A 15,950-nucleotide genomic window follows, 5' to 3' on the forward strand; every position below is an offset into this window, starting at 1 on the left:
AGAGTGGGCGGATGCGGTCTGTGCGGTCAGACCAGCTGGGTGGGAGCCGGGTCGGCAGCCGCCTCAACACCGCCGAAAACGGTGTGTCGCAGCAGGGTCCAATTGGCGGGCGGTGTGAGCCGGTCGCTGTGGATCTGACAAAGATCGTAGCTATTAGGGTCGGCCGTAGGACTCAGGGGCCCAATAGCCATCGCGCACCCCGCGTAATCGTACGTGAGGGTAAAGGCAGCGGGTCGGCCGCAGATGGCTTTTGAACAGAGTCGTGCGCGCATATCCCCACCAGGCTACCCTGTTGACCGCCGGGTAGGATGTTGACATGCACAATTCGCGGTCCACAGCTCGGCGTCGGGGCGTCCACGCCAACCGGCACGGCCGCGGGATGCGCTCCCCGGTATCCGGCCCCGAGCTGCCCATCCTGTACAACAGGATCGCGGCCTTCGACCGCGTGGCCGGCGGCACCGTCGAGTACCTGCGCTCCCTCTGGCCGGGCGAGCTCGACCGTGTGCGTTTCGATTTTGTATCAATTCCCGTCACCCCCTCACCGGAGCCGGTCACCGAACCGCAACTGTGGCGGGTGGATGCGGCGAATCACCGCATCACCTTCTACCGTGTTCCCCTCCAGCGCTCAGGGAAGCTTCATGTGGAAGATGCCGCCCACCGGCGCATGTTCATCGAGTACGCCGTGTACAGCGCGGTCGCCGAATACCTGGGCAAGGAGCCCTGGGAGCTCCTGCCGCCCGAGGCACCCGGCCACCACTTTTAGATCACTACCTCGTATACACCGTGAGCGGTTCAGCCTGCACAGTAGGCGATTGAACCGTGTAGCTGGCCAGCACACCATCACTCGAGTACGACACGGCCGCATAGATGGTTTCGGGGCTGTCCAGCCGGACACCCTCCCCTGCCGTCACCGCAAGGTGAGCGGTGGCACCGGGGGCAACCGTCACGGTACGTTCGCTTCCGCTTCCCTGCACCGTCACCGCCACGGGATCGGAATTGTCGTTGTAGAGGCTCAGCTTGGGGTCGTTACCGGGGGCGATCACGGTCGCCGCCTCGCCGGAGAGGGCACCCGCCGATTCGAACCAGGCAAAGTCGTCGGTGGAGCTACCAATCGCCACAACCCGCACGGCGGCGAGGATCTGGACATCGGCCGTCACGGTGACCGTAAAGATCCCGCTGTCGAGCCCCGAGAGCTGGTACTCGTTAACCACCCGCGGATCGACCTCAAAGCGACCGAGGGCGATTGCGGTGCCATCCGCACGGTAACCGGTCGCCGTAACCGTGGTTGGTTGGTCGCCGGGAGTGAACACCCGCAGCACCTGGATGGCTTCCTCATCCCCGTGCTCGTCGCGAGTATCCACACCCGCGGGGCGGTCAACCCGCACACCGGGAATGACAACGCGATCTTGAGCCTCCGGCACGGCGACAACCGCGTCAACGCCCACAGGGTTGAGGCCGATCAGCTGGCTCTGTTGAAGCGCAGCAAGCACTTTACCGCCACGCGACTGCACCAGGATCACCGCGGAGGACGCCCCCGGGGCGAGACCGTTCAGCGAGAGGATGCGTTGGGAACCGGCATCTACCACGATGCCAGACGAGCCGGGGCTCGCCACCAGGCCCTCGTTCGTGTAGACCGTGAGCGACACTGTGGCCGTGACCTTGCCGGGGTTGGTGAGCACGACAAGGGAGGAGGATCCCGTTGTGGTGGTCCCGGCCACCAGCCAGCTCTCGGCGAGCGGTTGGGCACACGCTGTGGCAGCAAAGCCCTGAAAATCGTCCTCGCTGACGCGCTGCGACTGCGCTCGGGCAGCGCGGGCACGGTCACCACCGGCGATCCGAACCGCCGTGGGCAGCGCCCCCTCGGGGGTGTCCCCGGCCTCGGCCCGGGACAGCACGATCGGATCGAGGCTCTCCCCTTCGGGAGCCTTGCTGGCCACATCGGGCGTGCCCACAGCGCGAATGGCGAGCGGATTACTGGGATCCGATCCGAGCTCGGCCAGCGAGCCCAGGCACCCCAGCTCAGAACTGGTTGCGGCGGCGGTATCGACAGTTGTTGAACTCACGGGCCGCTCAACGGCGGGCACGCTCACCACGCCGAGTAAGACGATAACGGCGGCGGTGAGACCACCGGCCACCAGACCGGCTGCCACGCGGCCCACAATCGTGAGGGCTTTCTGTGTTTTAGCCATGGGTGGGGCCCTCCTCCGTGGGGGTGTCACCGTCAGATGTCGGGGTCGGATGCTCGGCATCCGGCTCCACCACCTCGGGTGTGTCGTCAACGATGGTGTCTTCCCACGCGCTCAGGCTCGCGTCGTCGAAGCTCTCGTCCGGGTCGGCGGCCTCACGGTCGGCATCCTGCACGGGGAAAACCGGGGCACTATCCTCCGGCTCCGGGGGCACGCTGACGACGATATCCGGGGCCACCGTGTGTGAGGTGACCCGCACGGGGCCCGGCGCGGCCGACGTCCCCTGGGGAACCTCCGGATCCGCGCCGTCCGCAGCCGTGGGGTCGGGCTCGTCGGCTGGGAGCTGGATGGGCACGGGGGCTGTCCCCGTCTCAATGTAGCTGGCGCGGCGCGGGCGCCCGATGGTCGATGCGGGATCACCCGTGTAGGGCTTATCCCACCCGAGGTCATCATTGCCCGGGAGCGGCTCGCTGTCCTCAGGGGCGGGCGAACCTCCCCGAGCGATCATGCCCACCCCCACCGCGGCGGCACCGGTCACAGCGGCGGTTGTCTCAGCACCCACCGGGGCTGCGGCACTATCGCCGCGGGACTTCTGCGCTTTTTTCTCAGCCCGACGCGCGGCACGCTCAGCCCGTCGAACAGCACGCGCGGTGAGCGCGAGGGCATGCACCTCGGCAGCTTCTGTCTCGGGCTCCACCTCGGCAGCGGCCGAGGCAGACTCCCCCGTTGAATCGCCGGGCGAACTCGGGGTGTGTGCGGTGTCTGGTGCGGTGTGGTCCTCGGCGGGTGTATCGCTATCGGCTGCAGGATTCAGGCCCGCGGAACCTCCCACGGGAGGCTCCGGGCGGCGCTTCGTCTTAGCGTTCTTCGGCGGCCTCTCGACAACGGCCCCCGTGGGCAGAGCGAGAAGCAACATGCCCAGCAGAATAACAATTTGCACCCACCACAGGGCCTGACTCAGCAGGCGCGGAATCACGGCCGTGTCGGCGGCGGGGGCCGCGGCAACATCCGTACTGACCTTCCACAGGTCACCAAACTCGGTGGGCCCCACTGTGGTGAGATCATCGTTGTTGTCGAGGGCACTCTGTAACCGGGCAGCGGATGCAGATGCCCGCGGATCGAGCACCTGATCAACGCCGACCCCGGAGGTGTTCACGACCACGTAGCTAATACCCAAATCAGCAAACGCATCGGCCTGACTCGCCGCGCCCTCGGAAGCCAAGGCACCGATCAGGGCGGCCCGCTCCTTCTCCGATGCGCTGAGTTCCTCGTCCAGGAAGAGGAGCGTGGACTGTTCGTCGAGTGTGGCCCCGGTATCCCGGACCACCTCGCCTCGGATACCACCGTCGGCCTGGGGAGTGAGCACCAGCGTCCTCACAACCTCACCGCTGGTCTGCGCGGCCGCACGGACCACAGCCGGAACCGTATGCTCGTCACTACTCAGGCTCGCGTGGCTCGTAAACAGGCCAGCGATGAGCGGCACAACCGCGAGAAGGAGGGCCAAACACGAAACGACCGAGACCGTCTCCGCCAGTCGGGGGAGGGCACCAATACCGGCGACAGCCAACGTGAGAAGACCCAGCCAATACAGGCTCAGGCTGGGGCCAGCCCAGATACCGACGGGATCAAGCCCCGCGCTACTCAGCACAAAGTGGTTGGCAACCAGGGCACTGGCCAGACCCGTTGCGGCGAGCAGCAGCCCCACCGCCGAGTGTCGGATACGCGAGACCACAACACCCAGAAGCGCCAGGATACCGAGGGGTGCCACGAGACACGTCACGATGAGGGTGTAGGGCCAGCCGGGCGCACCCACGGTCTGGAGAGCAGTATCCCAACCCGCGAGACCGGCGGTGGGGAAGCCCACGAGCAACTGACGCGCGGTGGGGGCCACAAAAGGATCGGCCACGCCCGGGTCAATCAGCGCAAAGAGCGGGTTGCCGTGCAGAAACCCAAAGCCCACCAGCGGCAGATAGAGCACAATCGAGGCGACGGGAACCATCAGAACCCGCGCAACCCCCTTGCCGCTGAAAGCGAGGCCCACCAGGAACAGCAGGATCGCAGCGGGGAGGAGCGATGGAGCGCAGGCGAGCACCCCCGCGAGCAGCAGCGAGGAGGTACCGGCAGCCGACCAGGAGCGCTTAGCCCCCATCAGCGCGAGCAGCAGCCACGGCAGCAGCAGGTGGGCAATCACAGCCCCAATACGGCCGTCACCGAGCGAGGCCAGGAGCGTGGGGCTGAGCATCCAGGCCACGGCAGCAACGCCACGGGCCACGGGGCGCTCGGTGAGGCGGGCTGCCCACAACCAGGCCCCCATCGCCGCGAGTGGAAGGGCCGCCAGGTAGAGCAGCACAATCGAGAAGGAGGGCTGCCAGAAGGTGAGGCTACCCAGAAGAGCGAGCACAAAGCTAAAGGGATGCGCGGGGCCGATGAGTGCCCCGTCGGTACCGTGAAATCCGTAGCGGGTGCTCTCCCACAGATCGCCGAGTGAGGTACTGAGCGGCAGCGCACCGCCGCCGGAAATCGCGACCGCGGTAAAGAGCGAGTAGAAGAGCACGGCCGACACCACGATGCTCACCATGACAATCGTGAGACCGCCGGTCGCGATGAAGTGCGGTTCATGCATGGCGCGACCCTGACGGGCCAGGATGGCCTCGCGGTCAATCATTCGCTGGGTGCGCACGGTGCCATAGTTCACCCGTAACGGCCGGATAGCGTCCCAACCGACGGTCTTCGCGCGGGCGAGGGCGCGGCGGGCAGCCGAGACTTTACCGGCAGAGAAGAGAACGCTACAGGCGGCAGCCCACTCACCGGGGATGCGGCCGGGCAGCTCGCGAATGAGATACCAGAACGTGCGGAAGAGAGCCAGCGGCAGCAGGGAGAGCCAGTGCAGCGGGACAGCCCAACCGGGCGCGTAGACCAAGCGGCGGTGCAACTGTGCACGACGGTCGTTGCGGTGGTTGCGGCGCGCAACCGATTGTTTGCGACTGATCCGCGGACCGGCCACACCGTCACCGGCAAAGTGCACATGCGATTCGGGTGACACCACCACGCGGTAACCGGCGAGACGGGCACGCACGCACAGATCGAGTCCGTCGTCGTGGGTGGTGAGGGCACGGTCGAAGCCGCCCAGCTGGTCCCATACACGACGCTGTACCAGCATTCCAACGGGGCCGACGGCCAGGGTATCCTGCTGGGTGTCGCGCTGCTCTTGGTCGAGCTCTTCGGTACTGAGTTGCCAGCGGGCCCCCAGTCGAGTGAGGGTCTGGCCGATCTCACGGATGTGGTCTGGGCGGTCCCACGAGGTGAGCTTTGGTCCGGCAATAGCCACGGAGGGGGCCTTCTGCACGGTATTGAGGATGCCCTCCAACGCTCCCGGTTCCGGCGCGCTATCCTGGGTCAGCAACCACAGCCACTCGCCCTCGACCGGCTCATCGGCAATCACCCGCAGTGCGGTGGCAATCGCCTCACCAAAGGAGAGAATCTCCGCCGTTGAGATGATCCGCTCCGCCGGAGTATTCGCGCAGATCTCCGCCGTCTCATCGGTTGATCCGTTATCGACGAGGATCACGCGATCAGGTTGACGCGTCTGCCCCGCAAGCCCCGCCAGGGTTCGCTCCAGTCGCGCGGCTCCATTTGTGGCCACCACAATTGCTGTAACTCGACTTTGCATATCGGGTTTAGCTTAGGCGGGCTGTTGAGCATCACGGCCACGGCACTCCGCGTGGCGAAATTTGGCGAAATCCGGGTCGCGTAGACCGTGACCCGGATTCAACACCGCTCTGCGCACGCCGCGCGCTAGATTGCCCGCTTACGCAGCTTTCGGCGCTCACGCTCGGAGAGACCACCCCAGATACCAAAACGCTCATCGTTCTCAAGAGCGTATTCAAGGCACTGGGATCTCACCTCGCACGATGTGCAGATCTTTTTTGCGTCACGTGTTGACCCACCCTTTTCTGGGAAAAAAGCCTCGGGGTCAGTCTGTGCGCAGAGCGCATCCGCCTGCCAGGCAAGCTGCCCGCCATCGTCAGTGCTACGAACCCCCGGGACGCCCAGCTGTACAGGGTCGATGAACCAGTCGCCCGGTACTCCGGAACGGTAGTTTGGAACCGACATGGTGCTCACCCTCTCTACTCACTTAGCGATAAAAAACACACTCCGACAATTACAGCGGTGTAGTTCCGTCAAGTCAAGCTGGGAATGCTAAACCCTCAAGAACCGCTAGAGTCTTTACGACACGGCTTGTGACCACAAGAGGAAGAATTTGTTATCAGGGCGTTATCAATACCGGTAGATATTTATCCCTCGACCTGCATAGATTTTTCTCGCGCCCGGCGAGCCTCCCAGTCGCTCCGCAGCATATCCTCTAGCGAATGCCGCATCTGCCAGTCGAGGTCACGGGCCGCGGCCTGGCCGTCGGCAACGATTCGGGCCGGATCTCCCCCGCGGCGCGGCGCGCTCACGGGCTCGAAGGGAATGCCGCTCACCCGGGCCGCCGTGCGCATGATGTCCCCCACGGACACGCCCGCACCACTGCCCAGGTTATAGGCGGGCAGGATGCTCTCCCCTCGCTCCATCCGCAATGCCGCGGCCACATGCGAACGCGCCAGATCGGCAACGTGTACGTAGTCACGCACGCAGGTGCCGTCCTCCGTGGGGTAGTCGCGACCAAACACCGTGGGAGTTTTACCCGCCATGAGTGCCCCCAAGACGAGCGGAAACAGGTTGTGCGGGCTCGTATCCACGATATCGGGAAACCCCGTCCCCACCACGTTGAAGTAGCGCAGCGAGGTATGCACCAGGCCCCCAGCCACGCCCAGATCGCGCAAGAGCCACTCACCGATGAGTTTCGACTCACCGTAGGGCGATTCGGGTGCCGTTGCGGTATCCTCGGTCACCACCTCGGTGTGCGGCGTTCCATACACCGCGGCACTCGACGAGAAAACGATGCGGGATACCCCCGCCTCGGCCATCGCCGAAAGTAACACCGTGGTACCGGTCACATTCTGTTCGTAGGTGTGCAGCGGACGCCGCACCGATACGCCGGCATATTTGTAACCGGCTACGTGCACCACCCCGGTGACGCCATAGGTACGCAGGGCTGTGAGCACGGCCTCCCGGTCCAGGATGCTGGCATACACCCGGGGGATTTCTGCCGACACAAAACTTTCGTGGCCGCTCGAGAGATCATCAAGTACCACCACGGGGATCCCCTCCCCCGCGAACGCCCGCACCACATGCGAGCCGATGTACCCCGCGCCTCCCGTCACCAACCACATACCAGCATTCCCTTCGTCGCGAGTCACTGTCGCGTCGGCACTAGTCGCCGACGGTTGCCGCAAAAATCACCCCGGTACCGCTCACGAGGACGCGGCCAGGCTCAGCACACACCGCGCAAGATTGGCCGGCACGGAAGGTCTGGCGCTGGTCCCCCTCAGTGAGGGTGATCTCACCCTCCGTCACAATGCCGAGCGCCACCCCACGCCACGGCGCGGGGATTGGCGAGTTCGCGGACGGCGAGAGCCGCCACACCTGGAAATCCGGCACATCGGGCGACCACCGGGCGACCCCCTCACCGAGGGTCTCCGCGGCCAGAAGAGGCGAGGGCAGGGTGGCGTAATCGAGCACCGCAAAGAGTTCGGCGGTGTCCACATGCTTGGGGGTCAACCCACCACGCAGCACGTTGTCGGAGGCCGCCATCACCTCGATTCCCACCCCGTGCAGGTAGGCATGGATATTCCCGGCCGGCAGATACACCGCCTCGCCGCGGGCGAGCGTAATTCGGTTGAGGAGCAGGGAGACGATGGTGCCGGGATCTCCCGGGTAGCGGCCCGCGAGATCGCGAAGAGTGGCCACGCTGGGTGAGGCCGCACCCACCAGGCCTGCGGCGGCGCGTTCGAGGGCCACACCCGCGCGGACAGCCTCGGGCGAAGCCGAGAACACCCAGTCGAGCAGTTCCCGCCGAACAGCTTCCTCGGTGGGCGCGTGCATGCTGACCGTACACCGCACGGCAAACCGGGAGAGGGCCGCGAGGTCATCCTCGCTCAGGGTCGTGACGGCGGCGAGCGCGGCCAGGTCATCCTGCACCTCGGCGAGCGCACGGAAACCCGAGAGGGCGTGAAAAGCGTCACTCAGGGCGACCACAACCTCGGGCTTGTGCTGGGCATCCCGATAGTTACGGTGGGGGGCGTCACGGGGGATGCCGAGCGCATTTTCGCGTTCGAATCCTGCTCTGGCCTGAACCATTGAGGGGTGCACCTGAAGCGACAGCGGCCGCTCGGCCGCAAGAACCTTCAGCAGGTACGGGAGTTGAGGAGTCGCCCCGACGGATTCGAGCCACTGTCCGAGGTCGCCCGTGGAGCCGTCGGGCAGCACAACCGTGCTGGGTGAGCCGGGGTGGGTCCCCAGCCACAGCTCGGCCTGCGGGCGCCCGGTCGGCGCGGTTCCGAGGAGTTCGGGGATAGCCGTGGTGGACCCCCACGCGTAATCCCGGGGAACATTTGCGATCTGTACAAACATGCGTAGAACCATACCAAGCCCTCCTGAGCAGCGGGCGGTTTAGACTCATAGGATGAGTGACGCGAAAACCAGATTGGCGATCAGCGCCCTAGCCATTGTGACGTTCGTCTTCACCCTCGGGGCTAACGCCTTTCGCAACCTCCTCGGCTGGCCTGGATTTTTAGGCCTCGCGGTTATTCTTGTTGCCCTCAACGTGTGGGCGTTCATCACGATGCGACCGGAGCGATTCCGCTGGTACCGCCTCCCCCGCTCGCTCACCCTCTTCCTCGTGGTGGCCGCGCTCTCGATCCTGTGGTCGGCCTATCGCGTTGAAACCGTTCTGGGAGTCGCCGCACAGCTCGCCACGACGGCTATGGCCGTATCGATCGCTTTTGTCCTCACCTGGCCCGAACTCATCCGCGCACTCTCAACCGCACTGCGCTACCTGCTGGGACTCTCGTTGCTGTTCGAACTCGTGGTAGCCACCGTGATCCGGCACCCCGTGCTCCCGCTGTGGACAGACCGCCCCGAGGGGCCCATCTCACCCCTGCTCTGGTGGAGCCGGGACCTGCTTTTTACAGGCGGTCCCATCCAGGGACTCCTGGGCAGCAGCGTCATGCTGGGCTTCCTGGCCCTGCTCGCGCTCATTGTGTTCGGCATCCAGCTCACGGGCAAGAGCGTGCGGAAGGCCCCCGGAATTTTCTGGCTTTTCATCGCGGCCCTCACCCTTGCCCTCACTCGGCCAGCCACCGTGCTGGTGGCCCTCGTGGTGGTGCTCGTGGCGCTGGGCTTTGCCCTGTGGGCCCGTGGCGTCGGCGTGGAGTCGCGCCGACCGCTCTACCTCACCTTTGGCGCGCTACTGGTGGCGGTGGGGCCGCTCACCTGGGCGCTCCGCGAGCCAATCCTCGGCCTCCTGGGTAAGAGTAGCGACCTCACGGGTCGGGTCGATATCTGGGCAGCGGTGACCCACCTCGCCGAACAGCGCCCGTTTGCCGGCTGGGGCTGGGTCAGCTACTGGCCCACCTGGGTCGAACCCTTTAAAGGTCTCTACACCCGCAATGGATTGCCCGTGCCGCACGCGCACAACGCGTGGCTTGATGTCTGGTTCCAACTGGGTCACCTGGGGGTCTTCTTCTTCGCGCTGCTCGTGGGACTGACACTCTGGCGCTCCTGGTTCCGCGCGGTGGACCGCCCCCAGCGCTACCCGGGAGAGGTGCTGCCCTACGCGGCATCCACCCTGCTCCCCCTGCTCATCACTGTGGCCCTGATCGTGCAATCACTCAGCGAGAGCCGCATCCTCAGCGAGGGCGGCTGGCTACTCCTCGTCGTGCTGGCCGCCAAGACCAAGAGCGACTTTGCCGTGCCCTCCACCTCGGGAGACGAACCCATTCCCGCCTGGCGCGACGTGCCTCTCCGCTAGCATCATGACAGCACCCCGCAGGCTTCTTCTGGCGCGCGCCCAACGCTTTCTGGGCAGCGCCGAATTCACCTCCATTCTCAGTACGCTGATCTGCGGGGTACTGTTTGCCTCATACGCCATCGAGCGGCTGATCGGCACCCCCGGCTTCGCCGCCATGATCGGCACACTCGTGCTGGCCGCGATCGCCTCAGCGGTCAGCCGCCGCGAAGAGATCGAGTGGAACCAGACGTTCCCCCTCACTCTCGTAGCGTTCATGGCCTGGTGCATCATCAGCCTGAGCTGGGCGAGTCGTACGGGAGCCACGTGGTCCTCGCTCAGCTTTCAGGTGGCCGTGGCCATCCTCGGGCTCTACATCGGAACCTTCCGCGACCTCATCCAGATCGTGCGCTCGCTCGGCGACGCGTTTCGCGCGCTACTCACGGTGGCCCTCGGGCTGGAACTGCTCTCGGGCATCCTGATCGACACGCCCCTCACGTTCCTCGGCATTCAGGGCAACCTGGGGGCGGGCGGACCGGTCCAGGGAATCTTCGGCTCTCGCAATCTGCTGGCCTTCGTGGCCGTCATCGCCCTCATCACGTTTGTCACCGAGTGGCGCACCCGCTCAGTACCACCCGGTCTGAGCCTCTACTCGGGCGTGATAGCCCTGACCCTGCTATTTTTTACCCGCTCTCCCATCCAACTCGCCATCACCCTGTGCGTCATCCTGGCCCTCGGTGCCCTGCTGCTCGTGCGACGCCAACCCGCCGCCTCGAAAGGCACCTGGCAGATCGGCATGTTTGCGCTCGCCGCGCTCGTCGGCCTCCTCCTGTGGAGCGTGCGCAACGCTCTCGTTTTCCAGTTGCGCGCCACGCGTGACTTGGAGGCACGGATCTCCCTCTGGCGTTCGGTCTGGGACACGGCCAGACAGCAGCCGTTGGAGGGCTGGGGTTGGGTCGGCGCATGGCCGAACGGCACCCAGCCCTACTTTGCGATCAACTTTGACGACGGAACGAAACACCAATCGGCGCTCAACGCGTTTGCCGACCTCTATCTTCAGCTGGGGATCGTGGGGTTGGTACTTTTTACTCTGCTCCTGATGCTGGCGCTCGTGCGCTCAACGCTGGTGGCCACCAATAAGCGTAGCGATGTGTATCTGTGGCCGGCGCTCATCCTGATCGTGCTCGCGCTCACATCTCTCGTGGAGAGCACGGCGCTGACCGGCCCAGGCTGGTTCATGCTCGTCGTGGCCGCAGCGATCTCCTCGCGCCAGATGTCGTGGCGTAACCGGTTGCGACCGACCCCGATTGAGGTGTCACCGGGCCGGTTGTAGCAGATCGCGCACAGCATCCTTGCGGCCGTAGTCAAAGTCGCTGTAACGGCCCGTGCGCAGTTCTCGCAGGATGGGACGAATACGGCGCAACCGGCTCGCGGGCAGCGCCAGCCGGAATGACTCGTGGTCAAGTTTCTCGTGTGCCCGCGCTCGGCGCTCGGCGCTCACTCCGGCCAATACGTCGAGCCGCGGGGCCAACGTGCGGGCGCGGTCGTGAAGGCGCTGGTTACGACGCTCCCGCGGCAGGAAAAGCTTCCGGATCTTGCCCCAGAGACTCTGCTGCAACGCGCCGATCTGATTGCTGCCATGCTGACGGTAGTCAATCAATTCTCGCTCGGAGAAGGCAATGCGGGCGGTCGCCGCGGCCACGACCGCAAGCCACTCGTCGTGCACCCACTCGGGCGGGAAGGGGGTGGCCCGCTCCACCAACGAACGGCGGAAGAGAGCGGTCGCCCCCGTCACCACATTGCGACGCAGCAGCACCTCGAACGCGTTACCCTCCCGAATGAGTGCCCGCTCGGCGGGGGACAACCCAATCGCGGCAAAGAGAGAGTACCCCAGCGGGGTACCCACACCATCCACCATCCGGGCATCGGAGAAGACGAGGTCGCAGCCCTCGTCCGCCGTGCAGAGAGCAACGAGCGTGGCGATACGCTCGGGATGCCACACATCGTCCTGGTCACACAGGGAAATGTAGTCTCCGCCACACGCGGCGATAGCGCTCTCAAAGTTTTGGGTCACGCCGAGCGCCGGCACATTGGTGAGCACACGCAGCACGGGGGCGGTCTCGCCGGGGGCGGGCGGATACTGGGACAGGTAGTCCGACATCGCCAGGCGGGCCACCTCAATGGTGTTGTCGCGCGAGTGATCGTCGGAGAGCACAATCTCGGCCACCGGGTAGCTCTGAGCCAGGATACTGCGCAGTTGCTCGGCCAGAAAGCGCTCCCCATTGTGGGTGCCGAGCGCGACGGAGACGCTCGGCCGAACCTCGGAAGTGGGTAGTGCCATGCGGGTGTGGATCCTTTCCGTGTTCTGGTGCCAGACTACCCGGGCAGCCCGGCACCGCCGTGATTCCCGACCCGGGGCACAGGCGGCGTTTGCTAGCATGGCCCTCATGCATAACCCGCCCTCGCCGGACTCCAACGCTGCCCTTCCCACCCCGGAGGCACCCCTGCAGGTGGCACTCCCCCTGCTTTCGATGGTGCGCGGAGGCATGGGCGGCACCGAGACCTACGGGCGCGAGATCATCCGGCAACTGAGCGTACGACCCGAGGTGAGCATCCACACGTATGTTGCGGCGGCGGCGGCCGGGTTCTCATCTCCCAGCGTAGAGACGGTGGTGCCCTACATCTCCGGCGGTTCATCGACAACCGCTCGACTTCGCACCGTAGCCGAAAGCACCCTGCACCGGGGCAAGCTGCAAAAACTCATGGCCAATGCCGAGGTGATCAACCCACTTTTTACCCTCCCGCTGCCCCCCGCGACCCGCGACCAGGCATTCGTACAGGCCCTACACGATGTGCAACACCTAGACCTGCCCCACCTGTTCCCGGCGGCCGAGCGGATGTTTCGCAAACGCTACTATGACAAGCCCGCCCGCGAGGCCGACGTGGTGATGACCCTCAGCAGTTTTGCCAAGGAACAGATCGTGCACCACCTCGGTGTAGACCCGGAGCGCGTGATGGTGTCCTATCTGGGCGTTGACGCCGACGAGTTCACCCCCAACCTGGGGCCGCGCGAAGACATCATCATGTATCCGGCTCGCGGCTGGGCCCACAAGAACCACACACGGCTCTTCGCCGCCATGCGCATCCTGAAGGAGCGCGCACCGCATCTGAAGCTGGTGCTCACGGGCGGTGCCCTTGATGACCTGCGAGACATCCCGGACAATGTGGAGGTGCGCGGCCTCGTGCCGCTCGCCGAACTGCGTGGCCTGTACCAGCGGGCGAGTTGTCTGGTGTTTCCTAGCCTGTATGAGGGCTTTGGCCTCCCGCCGATGGAGGCGATGGCCTCGGGATGCCCCGTAGCCTGTTCCACCTCCGGCTCACTACCCGAGGTGGTGGGCAACGCTGCCGTGCTCTTCGACCCGACCTCCCCCGACGAGATCGCCCAGGCCGTGCTGGACGCCATCGAGGACACCGAGCGGCTACAGACTCTGGGGCTGGCACGGGTGCGCGAGTTCACCTGGGAAAGTTGCACCGACCGGCATGTGGCGGCCTACCGCCTCGCCCGAACCAACCACGGCTCATGACCTCACCGGCCGAGGAACTCCGCCAACCACAGGAATCCACGGCCACAATTGGCGCGGGAGGTGCGTCCCGCGTGGCCGTCGCCTCGGTGGTGGCCGCAGCAGCTGGCTATCTGGTCATGCTCGTCGCAACCCGCAGCCTGGGAAAGATCGGCTCCGCGGATTTCCTGGCCTACTGGTCCCTTCTCTTCATGATCTTTGGGGTGTTAAGCGGGATCCAGAACGAGGTCACCCGCGCCGTCGGTGCCACCCTGATCACCCCGTCTACCCCCGGCATCGGGACCAGGTCGGCCCGCGCCCTACCCTGGGCTCTCGGCGTGGGGGCGGTGCTCGGCCTGCTCCTCCTGAGCACCTCACCGCTCTGGGCTGCCAGCCTTCTTCCCGACAATACAACGGTTCTCGTCATTATCCTCAGCCTGGCCGCCGTCCTCTTCTCGGGTCAGGCCGCGGTCACCGGCGCGGTGGCGGGTCGTCGGCAGTGGCCGCTCTACGCCACGCTGATCAGCCTGGATGCGGTCGCCCGCCTCGCGGTCGCCGTCGCCGTCGCCGTCCTCACCCACTCCCTCTGGGGAATCGAAGCCGCGTGCGCCGCCGGAACCCTCGTCTGGGTCGTGGCGCTCCTCGTCTCGCGGGATACTCGCTCGGCCGCGGGGGCATACGCGGATGTTCCGGCTCCCCGCCTCCTGCGCAACTACGGCCACGCGATACTCACGACCGCCTCATCATCGGTGCTCGTGGTGGGGTTCCCCATTCTGCTCCGGGCCACCACCTCGGTGGAGGACTATCAGCTGGCCGCCCCGCTCGTTCTCGCAATCTCACTCACCCGGGCACCCATCATGATCCCGCTACAGGCTTTCCAAGGGGTCGCAATCTCAGCGTTCATGCGGAGCACCTCGCACCGGCTGGGCGCCCTGGTAAAGCCTGTGGTCCTTCTCACCGGAATCGGTGTGGTCGGCGGTATCGCGGCGGTGTTTATCGGGCCGCCGATTATGTCGATTTTCGGGGCGGGTTTTGGCGATATCTCGGGCTTACTTCTCGGCGTGCTCACCCTGGATGCCGTGCTCATGGCCATCCTGACACTGACGGGCACAGCCCTTCTCGCTCTCGGCCGGCACGGAAGCTACTCCCTCGGCTGGGTGGTCGCGGCCGTGCTCTCCGTGCTCCTACTCCTGCTACCCGGTACGGTCGAGACGCGCGCGGCGGTTAGCCTGTCGGTGGGGCCCGTCCTGGGCATCATCACCCACATCGTCGCGATTGTCCTGACCAGACCGGCAGCCTCGGCCGATGACGGGGCCGAAACGTCCGAATCCACAGAACAAACTCCGTTATAATTCAACCAGCGGAGACGAAACTACCCGCACGTTCTGAGAAGGGGCCACCGCATGTCGCTCGATATCTTCATCCCCTACTGGGGCGACCCGGAGTACATGAAAGAGACGGTGCAGAGCGTTCTCGACCAGGAGAACCCGAACTGGCTGCTCACCGTGGTGGATGACGACTACCCCGGAACCGTGATCGAGGACTACCTGGCAACGCTCGGCGACCCGCGCATCACCTACATTCGCAAAGAAAAAAACGCGGGGATCACCGCTAACTTTCGCACGTGTGTACAGCTGGCGACGCAGGATATTGTCGTCATTATCGGCTGTGATGACGTGATGCTCCCGCACTACGTCGATACCGTGTTGGCTGCCCACGCCGAGTTCCCGGAGGCGGGAATCATCCAGCCCGGTGTCGAAGTCATTGATGAAAACGGCCGGATCGTCTCTCCCCTCGTTGACTCGGTCAAACAAAGGGTGGTGCGGCCACGAACCTCAGGGCGCACGCTACTGGCCGGGGATCGACTGGGGGCTTCACTCCTGCACGGTGACTGGCTCTACTGGCCCTCGCTCACGTTCCGGAGGGCGAGCATCCAGTCGGTGGATTTCCGCGAGGGCTTCCCGATTATTCAAGATCTCGCCCTCATCATGGACCTGCTCTTCGCTGGCGAAACGCTCGTGTTCGATCCGGTCGTCTGCTTCCGCTATCGGCGGCACTCGGCGAGCGCCTCCGTCAGCCAGTTGAGTGACGGTTCGCGCTTTGTGGGGGAACGCGCATACTTTGCCCTGGCCGCCACCCTGGCACGGAAAAACGGCTGGCCCCGCACCAGACGTGCGGCTAAGCTGAGAATCACATCGCGAGCTCACGCCCTGTCGCTTATTCCCGGTTCGCTTCTCCGCGGGAATGTTGCGGCCGTTCGAGTGCTCACCCGGCACGCGCTTGGTCGCTAAGGGGCACCGTCTTCACAACCGG

13 protein-coding genes are annotated in these 15,950 nt (G+C 65.3%); 6 read left to right on the forward strand and 7 right to left on the reverse strand.

The window, feature by feature from the left end; genetic code table 11:
* Positions 1 to 26: 26 nt before the first annotated feature.
* Complete coding sequence (locus FB466_RS07950; RefSeq protein WP_141917429.1) at positions 27 to 272, reverse strand: DUF3499 family protein; 246 nt, start codon at positions 270 to 272, stop codon at positions 27 to 29.
* A 44-nt stretch (positions 273 to 316) separates the two neighbouring features.
* Here FB466_RS07950 and FB466_RS07955 point away from each other — a divergent pair, with 44 nt between their 5' ends.
* Positions 317 to 763: a hypothetical protein gene (locus tag FB466_RS07955; protein ID WP_141917430.1), complete on the forward strand. Its 447-nt coding sequence runs from the start codon at positions 317 to 319 to the stop codon at positions 761 to 763.
* A 4-nt stretch (positions 764 to 767) separates the two neighbouring features.
* Here the strand turns inward: FB466_RS07955 and FB466_RS07960 are convergent, their stop codons facing one another.
* The 5 genes from FB466_RS07960 to manA all read right to left on the reverse strand — a co-directional run bounded on the left by FB466_RS07960 (position 768) and on the right by manA (position 8,714).
* Positions 768 to 2,189 (reverse strand): DUF5719 family protein, encoded by a 1,422-nt coding sequence (locus FB466_RS07960; RefSeq protein WP_141917432.1) that lies wholly within the window; start codon positions 2,187 to 2,189, stop codon positions 768 to 770.
* Positions 2,182 to 5,856 (reverse strand): glycosyltransferase, encoded by a 3,675-nt coding sequence (locus tag FB466_RS07965; protein ID WP_141917433.1) that lies wholly within the window; start codon positions 5,854 to 5,856, stop codon positions 2,182 to 2,184. Before FB466_RS07965 ends, FB466_RS07960 begins: the two co-directional genes overlap by 8 nt.
* A 125-nt stretch (positions 5,857 to 5,981) precedes the next feature.
* Entirely contained in the window at positions 5,982 to 6,299 is a 318-nt protein-coding gene (locus tag FB466_RS07970; RefSeq protein WP_141917435.1) for a WhiB family transcriptional regulator, read from the reverse strand.
* 182 nt (positions 6,300 to 6,481) lie between these two features.
* Positions 6,482 to 7,462 carry a UDP-glucose 4-epimerase GalE gene (gene galE / locus FB466_RS07975; RefSeq protein WP_141917436.1) on the reverse strand — a complete coding sequence of 327 codons (981 nt, stop codon included), beginning with the start codon at positions 7,460 to 7,462 and terminating at the stop codon, positions 6,482 to 6,484.
* Between the two features lie 40 nt (positions 7,463 to 7,502).
* The gene (gene manA, locus FB466_RS07980; RefSeq protein WP_246054584.1) at positions 7,503 to 8,714 is read right to left on the reverse strand and encodes a mannose-6-phosphate isomerase, class I; all 1,212 of its coding nucleotides are present in this window, start codon (positions 8,712 to 8,714) and stop codon (positions 7,503 to 7,505) included.
* 40 nt (positions 8,715 to 8,754) lie between these two features.
* Between manA and FB466_RS07985 the strand changes: the two genes are divergently transcribed.
* Both FB466_RS07985 and FB466_RS07990 read left to right on the forward strand, forming a co-directional pair.
* Positions 8,755 to 10,101: an O-antigen ligase family protein gene (locus FB466_RS07985; RefSeq protein ID WP_141917440.1), complete on the forward strand. Its 1,347-nt coding sequence runs from the start codon at positions 8,755 to 8,757 to the stop codon at positions 10,099 to 10,101.
* 4 nt (positions 10,102 to 10,105) lie between these two features.
* On the forward strand, positions 10,106 to 11,410 hold the full coding sequence (locus tag FB466_RS07990) for an O-antigen ligase family protein (RefSeq protein WP_141917441.1): 1,305 nt from the start codon (positions 10,106 to 10,108) through the stop codon (positions 11,408 to 11,410).
* Here FB466_RS07990 and FB466_RS07995 read toward each other — a convergent pair.
* The gene (locus tag FB466_RS07995) at positions 11,393 to 12,418 is read right to left on the reverse strand and encodes a glycosyltransferase family 2 protein (protein WP_141917443.1); all 1,026 of its coding nucleotides are present in this window, start codon (positions 12,416 to 12,418) and stop codon (positions 11,393 to 11,395) included. The two genes, FB466_RS07990 and FB466_RS07995, sit on opposite strands and share 18 nt — an antisense overlap.
* Positions 12,419 to 12,524: 106 nt before the next feature.
* Here FB466_RS07995 and FB466_RS08000 point away from each other — a divergent pair, with 106 nt between their 5' ends.
* The 3 genes from FB466_RS08000 to FB466_RS08010 are packed head-to-tail and all read left to right on the forward strand — an operon-like array spanning position 12,525 to position 15,928.
* A complete protein-coding gene (locus FB466_RS08000; protein ID WP_170206073.1) occupies positions 12,525 to 13,661 on the forward strand; it encodes a glycosyltransferase family 4 protein in 1,137 nt (378 codons plus the stop codon).
* On the forward strand, positions 13,658 to 14,989 hold the full coding sequence (locus FB466_RS08005; RefSeq protein ID WP_141917446.1) for a hypothetical protein: 1,332 nt from the start codon (positions 13,658 to 13,660) through the stop codon (positions 14,987 to 14,989). The genes FB466_RS08000 and FB466_RS08005 overlap by 4 nt, the downstream gene beginning before the upstream one ends.
* A 51-nt stretch (positions 14,990 to 15,040) precedes the next feature.
* Positions 15,041 to 15,928, forward strand: coding sequence for a glycosyltransferase family 2 protein (locus tag FB466_RS08010; RefSeq protein ID WP_141917448.1), 888 nt, complete (start codon positions 15,041 to 15,043; stop codon positions 15,926 to 15,928).
* The last annotated feature ends 22 nt before the right edge of the window (positions 15,929 to 15,950 follow it).

Origin of the sequence: Klugiella xanthotipulae (assembly GCF_006716695.1) — a bacterium.
GTDB classification, from domain to species: domain Bacteria; phylum Actinomycetota; class Actinomycetes; order Actinomycetales; family Microbacteriaceae; genus Klugiella; species Klugiella xanthotipulae.